This window comes from Richelia intracellularis HH01, from assembly GCF_000350105.1.
Lineage (GTDB): Bacteria > Cyanobacteriota > Cyanobacteriia > Cyanobacteriales > Nostocaceae > Richelia > Richelia intracellularis.
Genome location: NZ_CAIY01000081.1, coordinates 22,348 through 38,561 on the forward strand (window position 1 = coordinate 22,348; position 16,214 = coordinate 38,561).

Here is a 16,214-nt window from a genome sequence, read left to right on the forward strand (position 1 = left end):
TTAGTAACGCAGTATAGCCACTTCATAATTTATTGACTTATTGTTAAGTATCATGTATTTCCTTTAAAAGGTAAGAATAACAATTGCATATTAGTCTGGATACTGGATATCAGAATACAAACCATACAAAATATTATACTGATGGAATACTCAAAAATAGTAGCAATTGTCACAGGCGTAATTTCTATTTTGTTGGCGATCGCTTATTTAGTCTTAGTACAATTATTAGATTTGCGAGGAGAAATGAAACCAGCTCCTATCAGTAGTTTCTCTCAATCGCCAATAGTAATTGCTTTTTCATGGAATTATAAGGTTTTCTATCCCCATGATACAAATCATACAATGCCAATTATACAAAGTAAAAGTATCATAGGTGAGCATACACCAAAATTAATAAGATTATCATAGGATAATCTTATTCATATTTTAATATAATGTAGCTTATTTTCAGCTATTATTTGCTCAAATAATTAAGAGTAAAATTGCAGTGAAATCAGAATTAATACAGAACCTTATCTTCAAGATAGGGAATATAATAGCTTGCAATAAAGCTCGTAAATATAAATTGTGTATCCCACAACACTTGAGGATAAATTTATTTGCACTATATATCAAAATGTGATTCATTTCTGTTTAAAACTGATGAAGGTTGTCCTGTAGTGTGAGCTTAGATATAAGACCCCATAATTTTAGTGTACAGTGTGGTTAGGAACTAATAAACATTTTGCCAACCTAGTTCTACTAAACATTAAAATAACTAACCCTTTGCAAGCATAACTTTCTGCTCATCAACAACTGATAAGTGATTGGAGCCAAATTCTCCCTTCTTTATCCAAAGTTACTCTAGGAAAGGGAATAGATTATCAATCAAATTTAAAATCCATATACATACACGTGATTTTGCTAATAGTCTTAGGAAAGTTTTGTAATAGAAGCTAAACATAACTTATTATCTATATAATATAGCCTTATGTATTAGCTTCCTACTGTTAAAACTCCAAATTTTACTGATTTTAATATTAATACCATCTATATATTTTGTGATTAGCTTCCATGGACAAAAATAAATCAGGAGCAAGAATTGTTGAGCCTTTTAGAAATATTAACCGTTTTAACATGTGGCCATTTTAAATATTTTATCCCCGAATTTACTAAACTAATGGTAAATAATTATAATGCTTCTATACTCTATTTACCCCTAATATCCAAATGTGATTATGGTATGAGTGACTATCCTTACAAAACTTACAAAATTATCTTGATATACTACAATTTATCCTGAATAACGAAATTTAATTTGATAATAGAAAACAATAATTATTTACTTATGATCACTCATTAAAAAAAACTACAAAATGAGTAAAAAAGCTTCTGATTATACCTATATATTAGCTGTTTTGGGATAAACCCATTACTAGAAATATTTATCACTTGAGAGAAAATAAAAAAATTTGGAGACTAAGTAAAATCACAATGATTGTAGGGCAAACTTGGTATCAGTAAATTGACAATAGATAAAGCACTAACCTAAGTGTTATAGAAATCAGAAAAGAGTATCAATATTGACTATTTAAGTAAAAGTTTTAATAATATAAGCACTAATAATTATTTAATAATACTTGATATGCTTTTTATTTTGAGTGTTCTTTCTGCAGTAATTATTCCAAATTAGGGTTTACAATATATTTTCATCTATCTACAAACAAATTTCCATTTTTGGAAGGATGAGCTTTAATATAGAAACCAAAAATAAACCTAATACTACTGTTAGTTTTGTTTTAGCTTACTTCTTTTGAGTAAAAAGACTCAAAGAGATAAAAACATCTGCACAAAATTTTCAATGTTTCCAATGTGATTTCCTGGTTTTGGAGAACTTGAGAGTAACAATTTTGAAGCTATGGCCATTTTTGATAATAATCCTAAACCCTCAGCAGTCTAATACACATTAGTCGCAGAGTTGAGGGTAACTAATTCCAGATTTCATAATTTATTAGATTTACAGGTTTAATTTTCCCCATTCCTATAAACTATAAAATTTGAGAACCAATGTTTTAAGTATGTTGCTATTTAAGTTTTAAGTATGTTGCTATTTAATATAATAGATTGTGTATTTGTCTGCTAATAGTTCCGAGAAATCAGACAATTTGGGGAAGCTGGGAGCACATGAGCAAATACAATAAGGGTAAATAATAATAATACTGCCCGGCCGTTTTTTGCCCCCCACTCCTCATCTGCCCACAACTTCTTCAAGTCTGAGAATAAACATTGGGATTGTGTAAACCCCTCTCCTCCCCTATAAGTTATTGTCATATGCTTATAGGGGAGGAGATAATTAGTTTTTCTTCTGAGATACTGGTTCAATTACAATGAAGATAACTGAAAACGGAACCATTTGCCAGAAAGAAGATCATTAATTAGTAGCTCAAAAGTGCTCAAGAAGCTTCTCAGTTGCTAGGGGAGTTACCTGTTAATACTAGGAAAATAACCAAACATAATGATTTTAGTAGACCTAGAGTATGGTGATTTGGGTTGAGTGTGTTACCGGAGTAATATCAAAGTTGATAAGATACCTGCTATTAAAGGTTATAGTAGTATTGTGGATATTATGACTAATGTAACAGGCACATTGAAATAGTTCCTTAATGGAGCAGTTTTAGTTTCCACCATTTGCACAATATAAATATCTAACAATATATTACATATGAATCATTAGATAATTTGAACTAATAAGGTACAGCCTGTTTTATAGCTTCTGCATGTATCTGAATTTCTTTTTCAGCCCAGACTTAAGTTTCTTAATTATAATCTTATTATTAACGCCATAAATAGTTACTGTAAATAAAGATACAAAAATAGATGAAGATACTTCTAAAACTCTGAAATATACCACACAAACTTCATTTTCTTCTACTCCATCAGTTAAATAAGCCTGCTATGATGCGGAAGACCCTCTGATAAGGTTCAACAAATAGATAAAACCAGGAGAAAATTTGTCAGATTACCCTGCCTCTCCAAAGTACTCTAAACGGTATTTACCATTATTCCTACAGAGATAAATCTTTCAGGAATCTCCAAAAACCAAATATTATTGGGGGACAGGTTGAGTCTGAAATATTAGCAGATGGTATTCCTAAGAGAGAAAATGGTATGAACCTTTATAAAAGGCAAAAACACAATTAACAGCACTAGCAATGATGTTCGATTAAAATAACTATCAATATCATGCCTAGTGATAAAACCTTATTGTGTATAGTCGAATCATCAACTCAGAAAGTTGTGTAACGCCGCTTTTATGCAAGCAGCTACAGGTAGCTGCTTTAACCCAGTTAATCATAAACACATCAATATTCTTAACATTAATACCCAGGAGAGCAAGAATTTGACTATTATTTTGACTATTATTAGTACCTACCAAAAATACCATAAACAAGCCCATAGGATAAAAAGAAACATGAGCTCCCTAAATACTAACTTAGAAAAAGACAGATATATATGTTAGCGGCTTAACTACTAATAGGATAAAACTTATAACTACGAAAAGTAGCAAGGAATAAAAGCAAAAAGCTTTTTTAATCTTTCATGAAGGGTTTATATATAAACCCTTCATGAAAAACTAACTTGGAAAATTTATGGGTAGGCTTCTTCCATAAAACCTTCCTTTTTGCCATATTTCCTTAATCAGTTAAAAATCAGGAGTGCTTACTATCTATGAAAAAACCTTAAGTACTCATACTAAAGTATGAAATGAAATCAGATAGCTTTGAAACTTACATAAATCACCCAACTTGGGGTTTGCTCTGTAGAGTTTGTATGTTTGAGCAAAACCAAGAACTTTTTACAACACTTTATGCCCAACGTCTCTTCTTTTTAGTCACTTCTGAGCCAAAAGGTATGAAATTTCAGTCTATAGGACGTGCAGAAGCCAGAATGATGTTGGAAAATCGTTTGCGTTATCTACGTCGTACAGGGCAGACTCAGGAGTACGATCAGCTTCAGAGTGTTTTCAAACTGACCTTCCAATGATTGACACTATTCATGAGCGTATTCATGCTATACGCTCCAAATTACCAGAATCAGTCCACTTACTTGCTATCACAAAAACAGTTACTTCCGAAGTAATTCGCTCTGCTTATAACGCGGGGATCCGGGATTTTGGTGAAAACCGCATTCAAGAAGCCATTAAAAAACAGAATGCTTTGCAAGATTTAACTGATATTACTTGGCATTTTATCGGTCATTTGCAAAGCAATAAAGCCAAAAAAGCACTGCAATGCTTTTCCTGGATTCATTCTGTGGATAATTTAAAATTGGCAGAGCATTTGCATAAATTGGCAGTAAAACTAAAGGTTAGCCCCCTAGTTTTACTGCAAGTGAAAATTCTCCCCGATCCTACCAAGTCAGGTTGGCACATACCCCAACTTATGGCTGACCTACCAACCCTAAATAACTTCAAGAATCTAAAAATCCAGGGTTTAATGACAATTCCCCCACAAGGTTTAAATGAGACTCAAACCTTAGAAATATTTAATCGTACTCGAGAACTAGCAGTAGAAATTCAGTCCCAAAACTGGTCTCATATACAAATGAAAAACTTGTCTATGGGTATGTCTGGCGATTATCATTTAGCTATTCAAGCAGGTACCACCATGGTACGCCTAGGGACCATACTATTCGGTGAGCGATCATAATTGTCAAAACAAATACTACTGTTCCATCAGTAAGAATAAGAAATATCATATCCATTCCACTTGATCCCTTTTTATTCCTCAATAGTTTGTTTCCATTTTCCTATTTGGGAATTAATGTCTTGTAACAAAAGATTATAGTATTTACAGCAAAAATTTAACAAACATAATAAGGGGTATTACCAACTTCCCATATAAGATTGTTTGCTGTATAATTTTGACTCGATTATCGCGTGGGGTCTAATTAGATAAAAATTTCGGGTGTCTGTTATTTTACAGTTCCCGTAGTAGATGCTACAAATAGCGATGACATGAATAGAATATCCACTAGTGATCGCTATTTTTCTTGTTAATTACATTATTAACTGCATCGATTATCTTTAGTGAATTTAGGGTGGTTTGCACTAGGAGACTAGAAATATGAGTAATTTATTTTCTAAGTTAAGAGATTTTGTTGGTTTGAATGAAGGAGTAGAATATGAGTACTACGAAGATGAACAAGATGTAGACGCCTACCATAATTTATATGGTGAGCAGAATGCTCACCCTACAATTCCAGAATCCGCAACTCAGAATAGACGATGGCGGGAGTCTGTGTCTACAATTGACAAAGAAAATGTAGCAACAGGAACAAAAGAAGTGAGTAATGTCATTGGTATGCCGGGGGCTTTGAATGGTATCTCAGAAGTTCTGGTACTAGAGCCAAGAACATTTGAGGAGATGCCTCAGGCAATTCAATCATTACGGGAACGAAAGTCAGTGGTATTAAATTTAACCATTATGGACCCGGATCAGGCGCAAAGGGCTGTAGATTTTGTTGCTGGGGGAACTTACGCTCTTGATGGTCATCAAGAGCGTATTGGTGAGAGTATTTTCCTATTTACTCCTAGCTGTGTACAGGTAAGCACCAGCGGTTCCGTACTGCATGAAGTACATCAACCACCATTACATACTTCTCGTCCCAATAATTCCACTAGTAACAATCCAGTATGGGGTGAAGATGTTAACCGCGTAGCACAGTAACCTCAACACCAGTCATTAGTTATTAGTCATTAGATTTAATCTAATGACTAATGACCAGTGATAAGTCAACCAAATTAGTAATGAAAATTAAATTTTCCTTAATTGGTGGTGGGGTGATGGGAGAAGCGCTACTATCCCGTCTTATCTCTGGGGGAGTATATCAACCTCAGGAGGTGATAGTCAGTGAACTTCTACCCTCACGCCAAAGCTATTTAAAACAGAAATATCAGGTGACGGTGACGTCTGATAATCATTGGGCATTCACAGAAGCTCAAGAAGTTGTGTTATTAGCAGTGAAACCCCAAGTGTTCAGTACTATCGCACAAGAGTTAGCAGAAGTATCAAAAATAAATAATCACTATGGGTGTTCTGGTGGCATAGATAATAATGGTTACAATCAAAGTCAGCCATTATTAGTTTCTGTTTTGGCAGGTGTATCTTTAAGACAATTGAAAGGGGTATTTCCCTATTTACCAATCATTAGGGTAATGACCAATACTCCAGCCCTAATTGGTGCAGGAATGACAGCTATTTGTTTTGGAGATTATACAAAAAGCAAAGACCAAGAATTTGCTAAAAAATTGTTTGCAACCGTTGGGGAGGTGGTGGAGATTTCTGAATCCCTAATAGATGCGGTGACTGGGCTTTCCGGAAGCGGTCCAGCCTATGTAGCCCTTATGCTAGAGGCTTTGGCTGATGGTGGAGTTGCTGCTGGTTTACCAAGAGGAATTGCGAATCAATTAGCACTGCAAACGGTATTAGGTACAGCTCTATTACTAAATGAGAGCAAAATCCACCCAGCAGTGCTTAAGGATCAGGTAACAAGTCCTGGGGGTACAACTATAGCTGGAATTGCTCATTTGGAAAAGGCAGCTTTTCGTTCGGCACTGATTGAGGCAGTCATGGCTGCAAAAATTCGCTCTGAAGAGTTAGGTAAGTAATCCTTTTTTTTCAAAAGAAAAATATTTTGGATTTGACTATATCCTGAATTTATAAGTAGACCATAAGCAGAGCAGAGGAAATGAGGGGGAAAGTTTTGAAAAAACAAAGTCTACTATAAACTTTTAAAAATGATTTTTAACCCCCAAGTCCTAACTCCTAAATTCCTATCCTCATCTAAATATTTTCAATCATCTGTACCAGGGGAGTTCTCAAATGAGGATACAAGGGAAAGCGATCACATAATGATGCAACTCTATGACGACAATCTTTAGCCACCTCCTCAGAATCAGATTTTAATAGGCAATCAGCAATAATATTACCAATCTCGGCAAATTCTGTTGTTCCCATGCCCCTTGTTGTTAATGCTGGAGAACCTAAACGCAAACCACTAGTTACAAATGGGGATTCAGGATCAAAAGGTATAGTGTTTTTGTTAGCAGTAATATTCACGTTACTAACCAGTTTATCTGCCACTTTACCTGTCATATTAATGCTACGTAAATCTATCAGTATTAGATGATTCTCAGTGCCATTAGAGACTATTTTCATACCACGGGCTTGTAGCTGATTTGCTAACACTTTAGCATTCGCAATTACTTGGGCTGAATAGTCTTTAAACTCTGGTTTTAGTGCTTCCCCGAAGGCAACAGCTTTAGCAGCGATTACATGTTCTAGTGGTCCTCCTTGGGTTCCAGGGAAGACAGACTTGTCCAATTTCTTACCTAATTCGTTATCACGGGTGAGAATTAAACCACCACGAGGCCCTCGTAATGTTTTATGGGTAGTAGTGGTAACTACATCACAATAGGGGATGGGGTTAGGGTGATGACCTGTAGCAACTAAACCGGCAATATGGGCTATATCTGCTAGCAAGTAAGCTCCTGCTTCATCAGCAATATTGCGGAACTTGGCAAAGTCAATAATACGGGGATAAGCAGAACACCCACAGATTAGGAGCTTAGGGCGTACTCTCAGTGCTAGCTCCCGTATTCCTTCATAATCTAACTGTTCTGTTTTTTGACTAACGCCATAATGGTAAGCTTGGAACCACTTACCGGAAACATTAATAGGGGAGCCATGGGTAAGGTGCCCCCCATGGGATAAATCCATACCCATAATCCTATCTCCTGGCTCTAGGAGAGAGAGAAACACGGCAAAATTTGCCTGGGCTCCAGAATGAGGTTGTACATTTGCATGGGCTGCACCAAATAATTCTTTGGCACGGTGAATTGCTATAAGCTCAATTTCATCAACAAATTCACAACCACCATAATAACGTTTACCAGGTAAGCCCTCAGCATATTTATTTGTTAATATGGAACCTTGAGCTGCAAGTACTGCTGGGGAGGTGAAGTTCTCACTCGCAATTAACTCTAAGTGATTCCTTTGCCGTTGGAGTTCTCGGTTAATAAGCTCCGATACTTTAGAATCAGATGATGAAAGAAATTCTGAGTTGCTTCTAGTCACTAGAGTTATCCTTAAGGAAATTTACACAGTAATTTGGTTGATAATCAAGCCAAGAGTGTACGCAAAAACAAGTTAACCTATTTGGAGTTAGAAACTGAATACTATCACCAAATTATCAATTGAAATAGTTGAGGAGTAATTTAATATTCATATAGAGGTTTAAAGACTACAATGTAATACTATTAATATAGTTTATCAGTACTGAGATGATAAGAGATTTCTTATATATCTAGACAATTAGGATGGTACCAAACTAAAATTTCAACCAGGATAATTATACCGAAACTTAACTTACTAGTGCCATCTATTTAACATTTTGATGCACTACAATATTATTATATGTAGAGTTTTGCAATAGTTACTGCTACCATAAGCTATTATTAGCAGGCTACATATTCCTACAATAACGATGTATTAACAGTTAAAAACTTTGCTAAGATTTAATGACATAGAGCTCTTGTGTGAAAATAGACATAGTTTATGATTAAGAATTCTACCAGAATTGTGTAAATACAATCCATGTTAGATTGAAAAGAAATGAATAAGTTTTTTTGAGTTGAACAAGGGTATTTATAATTGTAGGATGCAGGATACCTTACAGACGCAAATTATGAGATGTTTCAATTAATAAATTTCAGAGAAAACATTAAAAATACTAATGAAAATTTTCATTAGTATTTTTACTATAATTGGTTCTAATTGAAATCAAAATTCTGCAACATATTTAAATGTGTCAGTTGTTTTTATTTGTTCGTGGAAGCCGACCAGATAGTCTAAAGATTATTTTTCTGCAGCTTAAAGTCCATCTATATTAATTCAAGATAGTTAGTGTATCCCTCCCTATATGTTATGGCTAAAATGTTATAACATCCGCAATAACATATAAATGAGTGATTCTAAGCTCAAGCACTGATTTGGAGATATGGGAGATATGACAGTATGACTTGGCGTGGGTCTACAACAACTATGGAGCGAGTTTTCGCTAGTCTACCCTATTTATTACCTCTAGTAGAAGTTTTTAAGTATGGCTCTTTTTTAATGACCCAGTTACCTATTTTGGGAGTTTTATTTTTACCTATTTTGCCCCTATTAAAGGTTTACTATGGTGTTCGTTATGCGGGGCTGCTGGTTTTCTTTGCTTTATTTACATTAGTGGTCAGAAGTGAGCGTATTGGTCACTTTATTCGCTTTAATACAATGCAGGCCATTCTACTAGATATTTCCATTTTCCTATTTGGGATATTAATGGATTTAATCCGTTTAGTATCTATTGGCGATTTTGCAGTTAAAACCCTATCTACCACTGTTTTCCTAGGGATTATAGCTGCAGCAATTTATTCTGTAGCTCAGTCACTTATGGGACGTTACGCAGAAATTCCTGCCATTTCGGATGCTGTGCATATGCAGGTGCGCTAGTTTACTATACTGGCAAATCTTCATGGGTAATAGCAATTACTGTATTTTCCAGACGACCAATACCTTCTATTTCGATACGAACACGATCACCTATACGCAACTCCCCTGTACCTACAGGTGTACCTGTAAGAATTATATCTCCAGGCAGTAAAGTCATCACTTTGCTGATATGAGAAACTATTACATCTGGAGCAAATACCATCTCGTCAATATGGGCTGATTGTGATGGTTTAGGATTATCGTTTATAAAAGTTTGTAATCTTGCCCCTGGGCTCAACTCCCTAACAATCCAAGGGCCCAGTGGGCAAAAGGTATCAAATCCTTTTGCCCTTGTCCACTGCATATCCTTTTTCTGTAAATCTCTTGCTGTTACATCATTGGCAATAGTATAACCCCAGATTTTACTATGAGCTTCTTCTGGCCTGCAATCGAAAGCTTGTTCACCAATTACTAAGGCCAGTTCTCCCTCATAATCTACCCTTTGAGATTGAGGAGGATAATGAATGTTGTGGTTGCAAGCAATAATTGCAGTTGTGGGCTTGATAAATATCAGGGGTTCTATTGGTAATTTTGTTTTCATCTCTCTTGCATAGTTAACATAGTTATTGCTAACCGCCACAATCTTGGAGGGGGAACAAGGAGCTAAAATCATATAATCCTCTGCTTCCAGGTATACATCTGTAGGTTGTCCTCCAAGCCAAGGTGGTGCGTCTAGTACTTGAACATTTAGTGATATCTGTAGTAGACCATAGAAAATATCCCCTTCTTGATTTTGAATTCGCACATAACGCTGCGTCATAATTTTTGAATTATATCCTCTTGTCTAAAATCAGAATTTACATTTTCCTTATCTTGTATAACTATTACTTGTTTGTGGTTTCATTGGTGTAGAAGTTTGGCAAGTATTGCTACTTGATACAAAATTACTCTGGAATTTGTACCTTGTATTTAGTTTAATCAAGGATAGAGTTAACAATAAAAAGTTTAAGCTGGTAAGATTATAATTCCTTGTTGCTTTTCATGATTGGGATCGCTAGTATCTCATAACACATACAATCACTATTGAAATCAGCAGCCAATTCGTCCAAAAGGAGAACATATTAGTAATGACAGTTATTTACGAAACCATGTATATTCTGCGTCCGGAGTTAGGAGACGAGCAGGTAGCACAAATAATTGCTAAATACGAGAATTTTATTTGTGAGGCCGGTGCAGAAGATATAACAATTCAAAACCGTGGTAAGCGCCGTCTGGCTTATGAAATCAACAATCATCGTGATGGTATCTACATTCAAATGAATTATACTGCCCCCGGTAGTATTATTGCTCCTATGGAACGTAATATGCGTTTGAGTGAAGAAGTAATTCGTTACCTTACTCTTAAACAAGAACCAATAGAAAGTATAGTACAGGAGGAGGAAATAACAGCTACCGCAGTTTAATCCTACTATCTATGGACTTGGGTACGATAAGGAATAAGTATTAATTATTAGTACCCAACTTCCTCATATTTACAATGTGCAAGTCATTCTATCCATAGTTATGGAATTATAAACTAAGTCCCCAATAACTTATTAGGGTAGGGTAATTTGCAAATAGCTGAATAAAGTAATAAAGGCTTTTATACAGGAAAATATTATGGCTGTTATAGCAAAACATTACCTAAATATAATGCTTAAAGACTTTTGTATTACCTGTTTCATGTGTTTCTACTTCTGCCTAAACTACACAAATCGGATTTTGCACCATCCAGATACTATCATTATTAAGAGCACTTAACTATTTAGCCATTGCAGCAATAGACCTAGATGCAATTTATTTTAAAAATTATTTATACTTATGTTTATACTCAAATAATTTATTAATTCTAAATAGACAGACAATTTTTGAAAAAAACCGCAATTTCAACATAATATTAAGTCACAGTACACTGAAGAGTATTTACACAAGAATTCTAGGTAACTAGAAGCTAATAAATAATTGTGAGCCAAACTTATAATTCTAGGATCCAATCTCTGTCGGTTGAAGTATCAGAACTACGTCAGGAACTACTACTTCGAGACCAATTGGTACAACAATTATCTTCTGAAATTTTCCGATTGTTAAAAGATAATAACAGTCTTTTTCCTCAACCAGAAGTATCTGATAGTAACCAGGCAGAAGTACAAAAGCTGAAAGAACAACTTGAATCCTGCGAACAACAAGCTGCCTTTTATCAGGAACAGATAACATGTAGGGACACGGAGATTTATCAATTAAGACAGGTAATACAGGAATTAACTGATCGAACCAGAATGTTAGAACAGGTTGTTCAAGAACTACCACAAGTTTATCGCAATAAATTTGAAGAGCGCATAGTTCCCGTGCAGAAACAAGTTGCTGCCCTGCAAAAAGAAAACCGCCAACTTCAAGCTGAGTTGCAAAGTGTCAGCTATCGTTTGGCACTTAAAATCCGTAATAGTAGTCACCATGCTATTGATTTACCCAATTTTGCCTGCCCCACTCCATCTGAAAGTGACGTACCCTCTATACCTCCTGATTCCTAAACTGCCAAGAATAATGACGTTGAATGCGACCCACACCTCTCATTTGTGTATGGGAAAGCAGTACAACAAGCTGTCTAAAACAGGTCATCACTCCTTCCAATGTTTTTCTAAGAGCCAGTCTTAACTATTCTTTTGCTGTAGTCTAAAAAACTAAATGATTCATCGCACCAATTCTTTGAGTAACTGAAAAGAGGACACGTCACAATTGTTGTTTTTCTTGTAGGGTAAGTGGTTAAATTACCTATACTGAAGGTTCCAAGATTGTTTTTGGGGGTTATTCATTAAGGTTTTGAAATTGCAATGAGCTACTAAATTACTGAAAATAGTTTTCACTTAATAATATCTTATTCATTTACAATGAAGAATTAAGTGAACTAATGTGGGTATAGGTCCATCATCTTAATCTATTTCCTAGTACCAGTAGCATCAAAAAGGCTATGAGCATTATTAGCCAGGCTCAAAACTGTTTAGTCCTTTTGTTTCAGTTGGATTAACGTAACTTTTATATTTACCTATCTAAACTTTATTTGACTTGTATTCAGAGATTATTCCACATGAGGAGTCAAGAAGCTGATAAATGAAATAACCTCCATTGTGGATATGATAAAATTCATTATTGTTAATTTATATACTATAATCTTAGAAGATGTGTATACATTTATCAATCATTTCTGCGATAATACCCGCAATTTATCTATAATTGATAATCAGTAGTATTTTCCACAAACGTATTGACCCCCGTGTATCATTTAGATTCCTTCTAATATAAGGATATATATGCCTAGAATAACCCAAAAATCATTGGGAAAAAGTGGCTCAGTTTATTTTGATAATTTTACTGCTTCAATTTTCCCCTAGTACTTGTCAAGTCCATAGTTTTGTATGTTTTATAATTGACTAGTCTGAATCATGATTAAATACCAAAAAGTCTCTGTAGGTATGTAGTAAAACTAAATAGGACCCATATGTTTTTTTGCCTGGAAGAAATAGGCTTGAATTATAGATTAATGTATAGCACAAAACTGCTAGTATGGTTTTAAATAAGCATCTTTAGAAAAGTACATTCCCAAACTAAACGGGGTTGAGCATGACAAAGTAAAGAATTACGAGCTTGTTCCAGGTTTTGAACTATTATTCGCTTACAACCTTGTCGCCAGTAAAAATGCTGTAAATAATCAATTAGCCATAATTGAACTTCTATATCTAAGTTTCTACTAATTTGTTTTGCCATTTCTAAAGCCTGAAGATTATCGTATGGCATTTTTGTAACTTCTGATAATAATTCGGATGATATACTTTGTAACTTTTTATAATATGTAATTGCTTCTCCGGGACTGCCTACAGAAATGTTTAGAATCATAGGATGTTGTAAAATCTCCTGATTGCCAGTTTGTTTTAGGACCTGTGCCATAGCTGTTATATTCAAACGGTAAAAAGGAATATAATGACACCTAGATACCAAAGTAGGCAAAATTAAATCTGGGGAAGGTGCAGTTAAAATTATAGTAGCTTTTCCTGGTTCTTCAAGTACTTTGAGCAGAGCATTAGCAGCACCCTCCAGGATTTTCTCCGCATTTGATATTACTACCACCTGTCTATGCGCCTTCAAGGGTGGATGGCTAAGAAACTTTATGATTCCCCGGATCTGTTCCAGACAGATTGCTGGAGGGACTTTATATTTTAAACCTTTTGCTGTAGCTTCTGTAACTGTTATCAGTTGCCCTTGATCTTGATATATAGGTTCTACCCACAATAAATCAGGATGATTTACAATATTTTGATACTGATTAGCATTATTAAAAATCAATTCAATGAAACATTTTGCCCCTAACCTTTTACCAATACCTGGAGCTCCTATAAATAAATAGGCTGGAGCAACACGATTTTTTATTACTGACTGAGTAAGTAGTTCTACTGCCTGTGGTTGTCCTATCAGTTGTTTGAATGGATTCAAGAAATTTTAGATTTTCTGATTGACTTAGACTAGATAATTAGACGAATGCCCATAATACCTTCACATCATACAAAAAAAATCCATAAAATGGAAGTATACTTGTCTTCAAAATAACCATCTCAATAAAAGAGCGAGAAAAATATAACTGATTATTAATAACTCCTATGGAATTTATATTAAAACTCAAAGTATATTATTAATAAAAGTACAAATTTTTTAGTTTAAACAAATTTTTAAGTTTATAAAATATTCTTATGATTAGTATAATCATAAGAATATTTAGCTTATAGTTTAGCCAATTTGTCATTTTACTTAATATTTGATTTGAAATAGTGAATAGTCGATACAATCGCGAAAAACCCAACAGAGACAATTAATGAGAAGGCATATCAAATAAAATAAATCTAATAAGAAAAACTAATTGTACTGACAGATGAACATATACTAGGCTTAATGCTAAATACACCTAAAATTTGGTAAATAGCTTAAGAAAATTATAGCCACAGAGCATTTAAGAAAAAACTAGTCATTGTTAATTACAAATACACTAAGATCTCTAACTTAAAAAGCATATTCCGTGCTTAATTTTTTAGGCCGAAATACTGAATACATTTGTATTAGTCATTGTAAAGAAAATTAGGGTTAATATTTATAACCAAATTTGTTTTTGTGGATGATACCACTAACTTTCAAAGGTATGGGCTGAATAGGATTAAATTTTCGGATTATTATGTTTAGTCTGAGGTATTAAAATAATATGAGTGAAAGATAAATAGCTAATTTATAATCCCTTATATGGAAATACTAATAATTTAATTTAGAAAGCGTAATGTTTAATGCAGACTTTATTTGATCAAATAAAGTCTGCATTAAACATTACGCTTTCTACTCCATACAAATTTGATAGATATAGCGATCTTATGTTATAGTATATTGTTATTGCTATTATCTGCCATAAAGCATCTCGCATTAATAGAGATGCCTACAACTCATATTATGAAGTTTTATCCAGATATTAATTTTCTTTTCTCCATTCTGCTAACCAATTTTCCAACACTTTTTGAATTTTTTGTTGTACAGCTTGTTTAGTTAAATTACCATTAATATGGGTAATAGTATGAGGATTAGAACTGGCTAAAGTAGCATAACCCTCTTGTACCCGTCGATGGAAATCGATATTTTCTTGCTCAATACGGTCAAATTCATCACCATTTCTACGTTTACGATTTAATCCCACCTCTACATCTACATCTAGCCAAAAAGTTAAATCGCTAGCTATTCCTGTCGTTGCAATGAAATTTATTTGGTTGATTAAATCCATATCCAAACCACGACCATAGCCTTGATAAGCTATAGTAGAGTAAATGTAACGGTCACATAAAATTATCTTTCCTGAAGCTAAATTAGGTTTAATCAACTGATCTATATGTTGTGAGCGGTCAGCAGCATATAATAACAACTCGGCACGATCACTGGTATGTTGGTTTCCTATCTTATTTAACAACAAACTTTGCAAATGTACTCCTAACTTAGTACCCCCCGGCTGACGAGTTGTGATAGTAGGAATATGTAAACTTTGCAACCATTCATAACAAAGCCTTATTTGGCTGGTTTTGCCGCAACCTTCTACTCCTTCAAATACAATTAACTTGCCATTCATAAATAACATTAGAGTTGTTTAGAATTAACTCGGGGCTGAAGTTGAATTTATTCAACCCCATGTACCTCTTCTGCAGCTTATTATTTGTTGTCGTTAAATACAAGTTCCATAACCATTGAACAGTAAGTATATAATTTTCGTCAGAATTCTCATTGAGATTAAAATGGACTAGACTTAATTGATAATAGGTTTGCACTCTAGCAAGTGCATTTTTAACAACCATACATAATTAACTCAATATCTATTTTAATTTTTTAGTCTTTTGCTATTGATTCTATTTAACACCTTTATTTTTGAGTTTTCATGAGAAGATTATTGTATTTTTTAGACTGTGATAGGTCCCAAATATATAGCAACCAAAATATAGTCTCCACTACTGTATTTTCAGATTTATAGAACTTGTTAACAGAAACTATTCCCTGATTTCTAATACTCAGAGATAACATCCCCTTAAATTTAACCTAATATTGATTTATCTTTTGTTAACTTAAACTATTAGTTCAGAAAATAATACTAAAACA

The 16,214-nt window shown here is 34.2% G+C and carries 14 protein-coding genes; 8 read left to right on the forward strand and 6 right to left on the reverse strand.

The window, feature by feature from the left end:
• The first annotated feature begins 141 nt into the window (after nucleotides 1-141).
• The gene (locus RINTHH_RS10540) at nucleotides 142-408 is read left to right on the forward strand and encodes a hypothetical protein (RefSeq protein ID WP_008235610.1); all 267 of its coding nucleotides are present in this window, start codon (nucleotides 142-144) and stop codon (nucleotides 406-408) included.
• 1,710 nt (nucleotides 409-2,118) lie between these two features.
• Here RINTHH_RS10540 and RINTHH_RS08890 read toward each other — a convergent pair.
• Entirely contained in the window at nucleotides 2,119-2,310 is a 192-nt protein-coding gene (locus RINTHH_RS08890) for a hypothetical protein (RefSeq protein ID WP_044304952.1), read from the reverse strand.
• Nucleotides 2,311-3,226: 916 nt separating this feature from the next.
• Nucleotides 3,227-3,436, reverse strand: a complete 210-nt coding sequence (locus tag RINTHH_RS08895) for a hypothetical protein (protein ID WP_044304953.1) — start codon at nucleotides 3,434-3,436, stop codon at nucleotides 3,227-3,229.
• 308 nt (nucleotides 3,437-3,744) lie between these two features.
• Here RINTHH_RS08895 and pipX point away from each other — a divergent pair, with 308 nt between their 5' ends.
• From pipX to proC, 4 genes are all read left to right on the forward strand, one after another.
• Nucleotides 3,745-4,023, forward strand: a complete 279-nt coding sequence (gene pipX / locus RINTHH_RS08900) for a transcriptional coactivator PipX (protein WP_044304954.1) — start codon at nucleotides 3,745-3,747, stop codon at nucleotides 4,021-4,023.
• Nucleotides 4,020-4,688 (forward strand): YggS family pyridoxal phosphate-dependent enzyme, encoded by a 669-nt coding sequence (locus RINTHH_RS08905; RefSeq protein WP_008235616.1) that lies wholly within the window; start codon nucleotides 4,020-4,022, stop codon nucleotides 4,686-4,688. The genes pipX and RINTHH_RS08905 overlap by 4 nt, the downstream gene beginning before the upstream one ends.
• Before the next feature lie 417 nt (nucleotides 4,689-5,105).
• Complete coding sequence (locus tag RINTHH_RS08910; protein WP_008235618.1) at nucleotides 5,106-5,708, forward strand: cell division protein SepF; 603 nt, start codon at nucleotides 5,106-5,108, stop codon at nucleotides 5,706-5,708.
• Nucleotides 5,709-5,788: 80 nt separating this feature from the next.
• Nucleotides 5,789-6,649, forward strand: a complete 861-nt coding sequence (proC, locus tag RINTHH_RS08915) for a pyrroline-5-carboxylate reductase (RefSeq protein WP_044304959.1) — start codon at nucleotides 5,789-5,791, stop codon at nucleotides 6,647-6,649.
• 175 nt (nucleotides 6,650-6,824) lie between these two features.
• Here the strand turns inward: proC and glyA are convergent, their stop codons facing one another.
• Nucleotides 6,825-8,117: a serine hydroxymethyltransferase gene (glyA, locus tag RINTHH_RS08920; protein ID WP_008235622.1), complete on the reverse strand. Its 1,293-nt coding sequence runs from the start codon at nucleotides 8,115-8,117 to the stop codon at nucleotides 6,825-6,827.
• Nucleotides 8,118-9,056: 939 nt separating this feature from the next.
• On the opposite strand from glyA, the gene RINTHH_RS08925 reads away from it, so the two are divergent.
• A complete protein-coding gene (locus RINTHH_RS08925; protein ID WP_008235623.1) occupies nucleotides 9,057-9,533 on the forward strand; it encodes a Tic20 family protein in 477 nt (158 codons plus the stop codon).
• Nucleotides 9,534-9,537: 4 nt separating this feature from the next.
• Here the strand turns inward: RINTHH_RS08925 and RINTHH_RS08930 are convergent, their stop codons facing one another.
• A complete protein-coding gene (locus tag RINTHH_RS08930) occupies nucleotides 9,538-10,332 on the reverse strand; it encodes a fumarylacetoacetate hydrolase family protein (protein WP_044304955.1) in 795 nt (264 codons plus the stop codon).
• Between the two features lie 307 nt (nucleotides 10,333-10,639).
• On the opposite strand from RINTHH_RS08930, the gene rpsF reads away from it, so the two are divergent.
• Both rpsF and RINTHH_RS08940 read left to right on the forward strand, forming a co-directional pair.
• A complete protein-coding gene (gene rpsF, locus RINTHH_RS08935; protein ID WP_008235625.1) occupies nucleotides 10,640-10,975 on the forward strand; it encodes a 30S ribosomal protein S6 in 336 nt (111 codons plus the stop codon).
• A gap of 540 nt (nucleotides 10,976-11,515) precedes the next feature.
• On the forward strand, nucleotides 11,516-12,079 hold the full coding sequence (locus RINTHH_RS08940) for an Npun_F5560 family protein (RefSeq protein WP_008235626.1): 564 nt from the start codon (nucleotides 11,516-11,518) through the stop codon (nucleotides 12,077-12,079).
• 1,036 nt (nucleotides 12,080-13,115) lie between these two features.
• Here the strand turns inward: RINTHH_RS08940 and RINTHH_RS08945 are convergent.
• Nucleotides 13,116-14,033: a DNA polymerase III subunit delta' gene (locus tag RINTHH_RS08945; protein WP_008235627.1), complete on the reverse strand. Its 918-nt coding sequence runs from the start codon at nucleotides 14,031-14,033 to the stop codon at nucleotides 13,116-13,118.
• A 1,015-nt stretch (nucleotides 14,034-15,048) separates the two neighbouring features.
• Nucleotides 15,049-15,693, reverse strand: coding sequence for a dTMP kinase (gene tmk / locus RINTHH_RS08950; RefSeq protein WP_008235628.1), 645 nt, complete (start codon nucleotides 15,691-15,693; stop codon nucleotides 15,049-15,051).
• Nucleotides 15,694-16,214 lie beyond the last annotated feature (521 nt).

What these genes read in the sequence shown, in the direction of transcription:
- RINTHH_RS08905 (WP_008235616.1), top strand. Translation starts at nt 4,020, where the DNA reads ATGATTGACACTATTCATGAGCGTATTCATGCTATACGCTCCAAATTA.
- tmk (WP_008235628.1), bottom strand. Translation starts at nt 15,693, where the DNA reads ATGAATGGCAAGTTAATTGTATTTGAAGGAGTAGAAGGTTGCGGCAAA.
- RINTHH_RS10540 (WP_008235610.1), top strand. Translation starts at nt 142, where the DNA reads ATGGAATACTCAAAAATAGTAGCAATTGTCACAGGCGTAATTTCTATT.
- rpsF (WP_008235625.1), top strand. Translation starts at nt 10,640, where the DNA reads ATGACAGTTATTTACGAAACCATGTATATTCTGCGTCCGGAGTTAGGA.
- RINTHH_RS08925 (WP_008235623.1), top strand. Translation starts at nt 9,057, where the DNA reads ATGACTTGGCGTGGGTCTACAACAACTATGGAGCGAGTTTTCGCTAGT.
- RINTHH_RS08910 (WP_008235618.1), top strand. Translation starts at nt 5,106, where the DNA reads ATGAGTAATTTATTTTCTAAGTTAAGAGATTTTGTTGGTTTGAATGAA.
- proC (WP_044304959.1), top strand. Translation starts at nt 5,789, where the DNA reads ATGAAAATTAAATTTTCCTTAATTGGTGGTGGGGTGATGGGAGAAGCG.
- RINTHH_RS08890 (WP_044304952.1), bottom strand. Translation starts at nt 2,310, where the DNA reads ATGACAATAACTTATAGGGGAGGAGAGGGGTTTACACAATCCCAATGT.
- RINTHH_RS08930 (WP_044304955.1), bottom strand. Translation starts at nt 10,332, where the DNA reads ATGACGCAGCGTTATGTGCGAATTCAAAATCAAGAAGGGGATATTTTC.
- RINTHH_RS08895 (WP_044304953.1), bottom strand. Translation starts at nt 3,436, where the DNA reads ATGGGCTTGTTTATGGTATTTTTGGTAGGTACTAATAATAGTCAAAAT.
- pipX (WP_044304954.1), top strand. Translation starts at nt 3,745, where the DNA reads ATGAAATCAGATAGCTTTGAAACTTACATAAATCACCCAACTTGGGGT.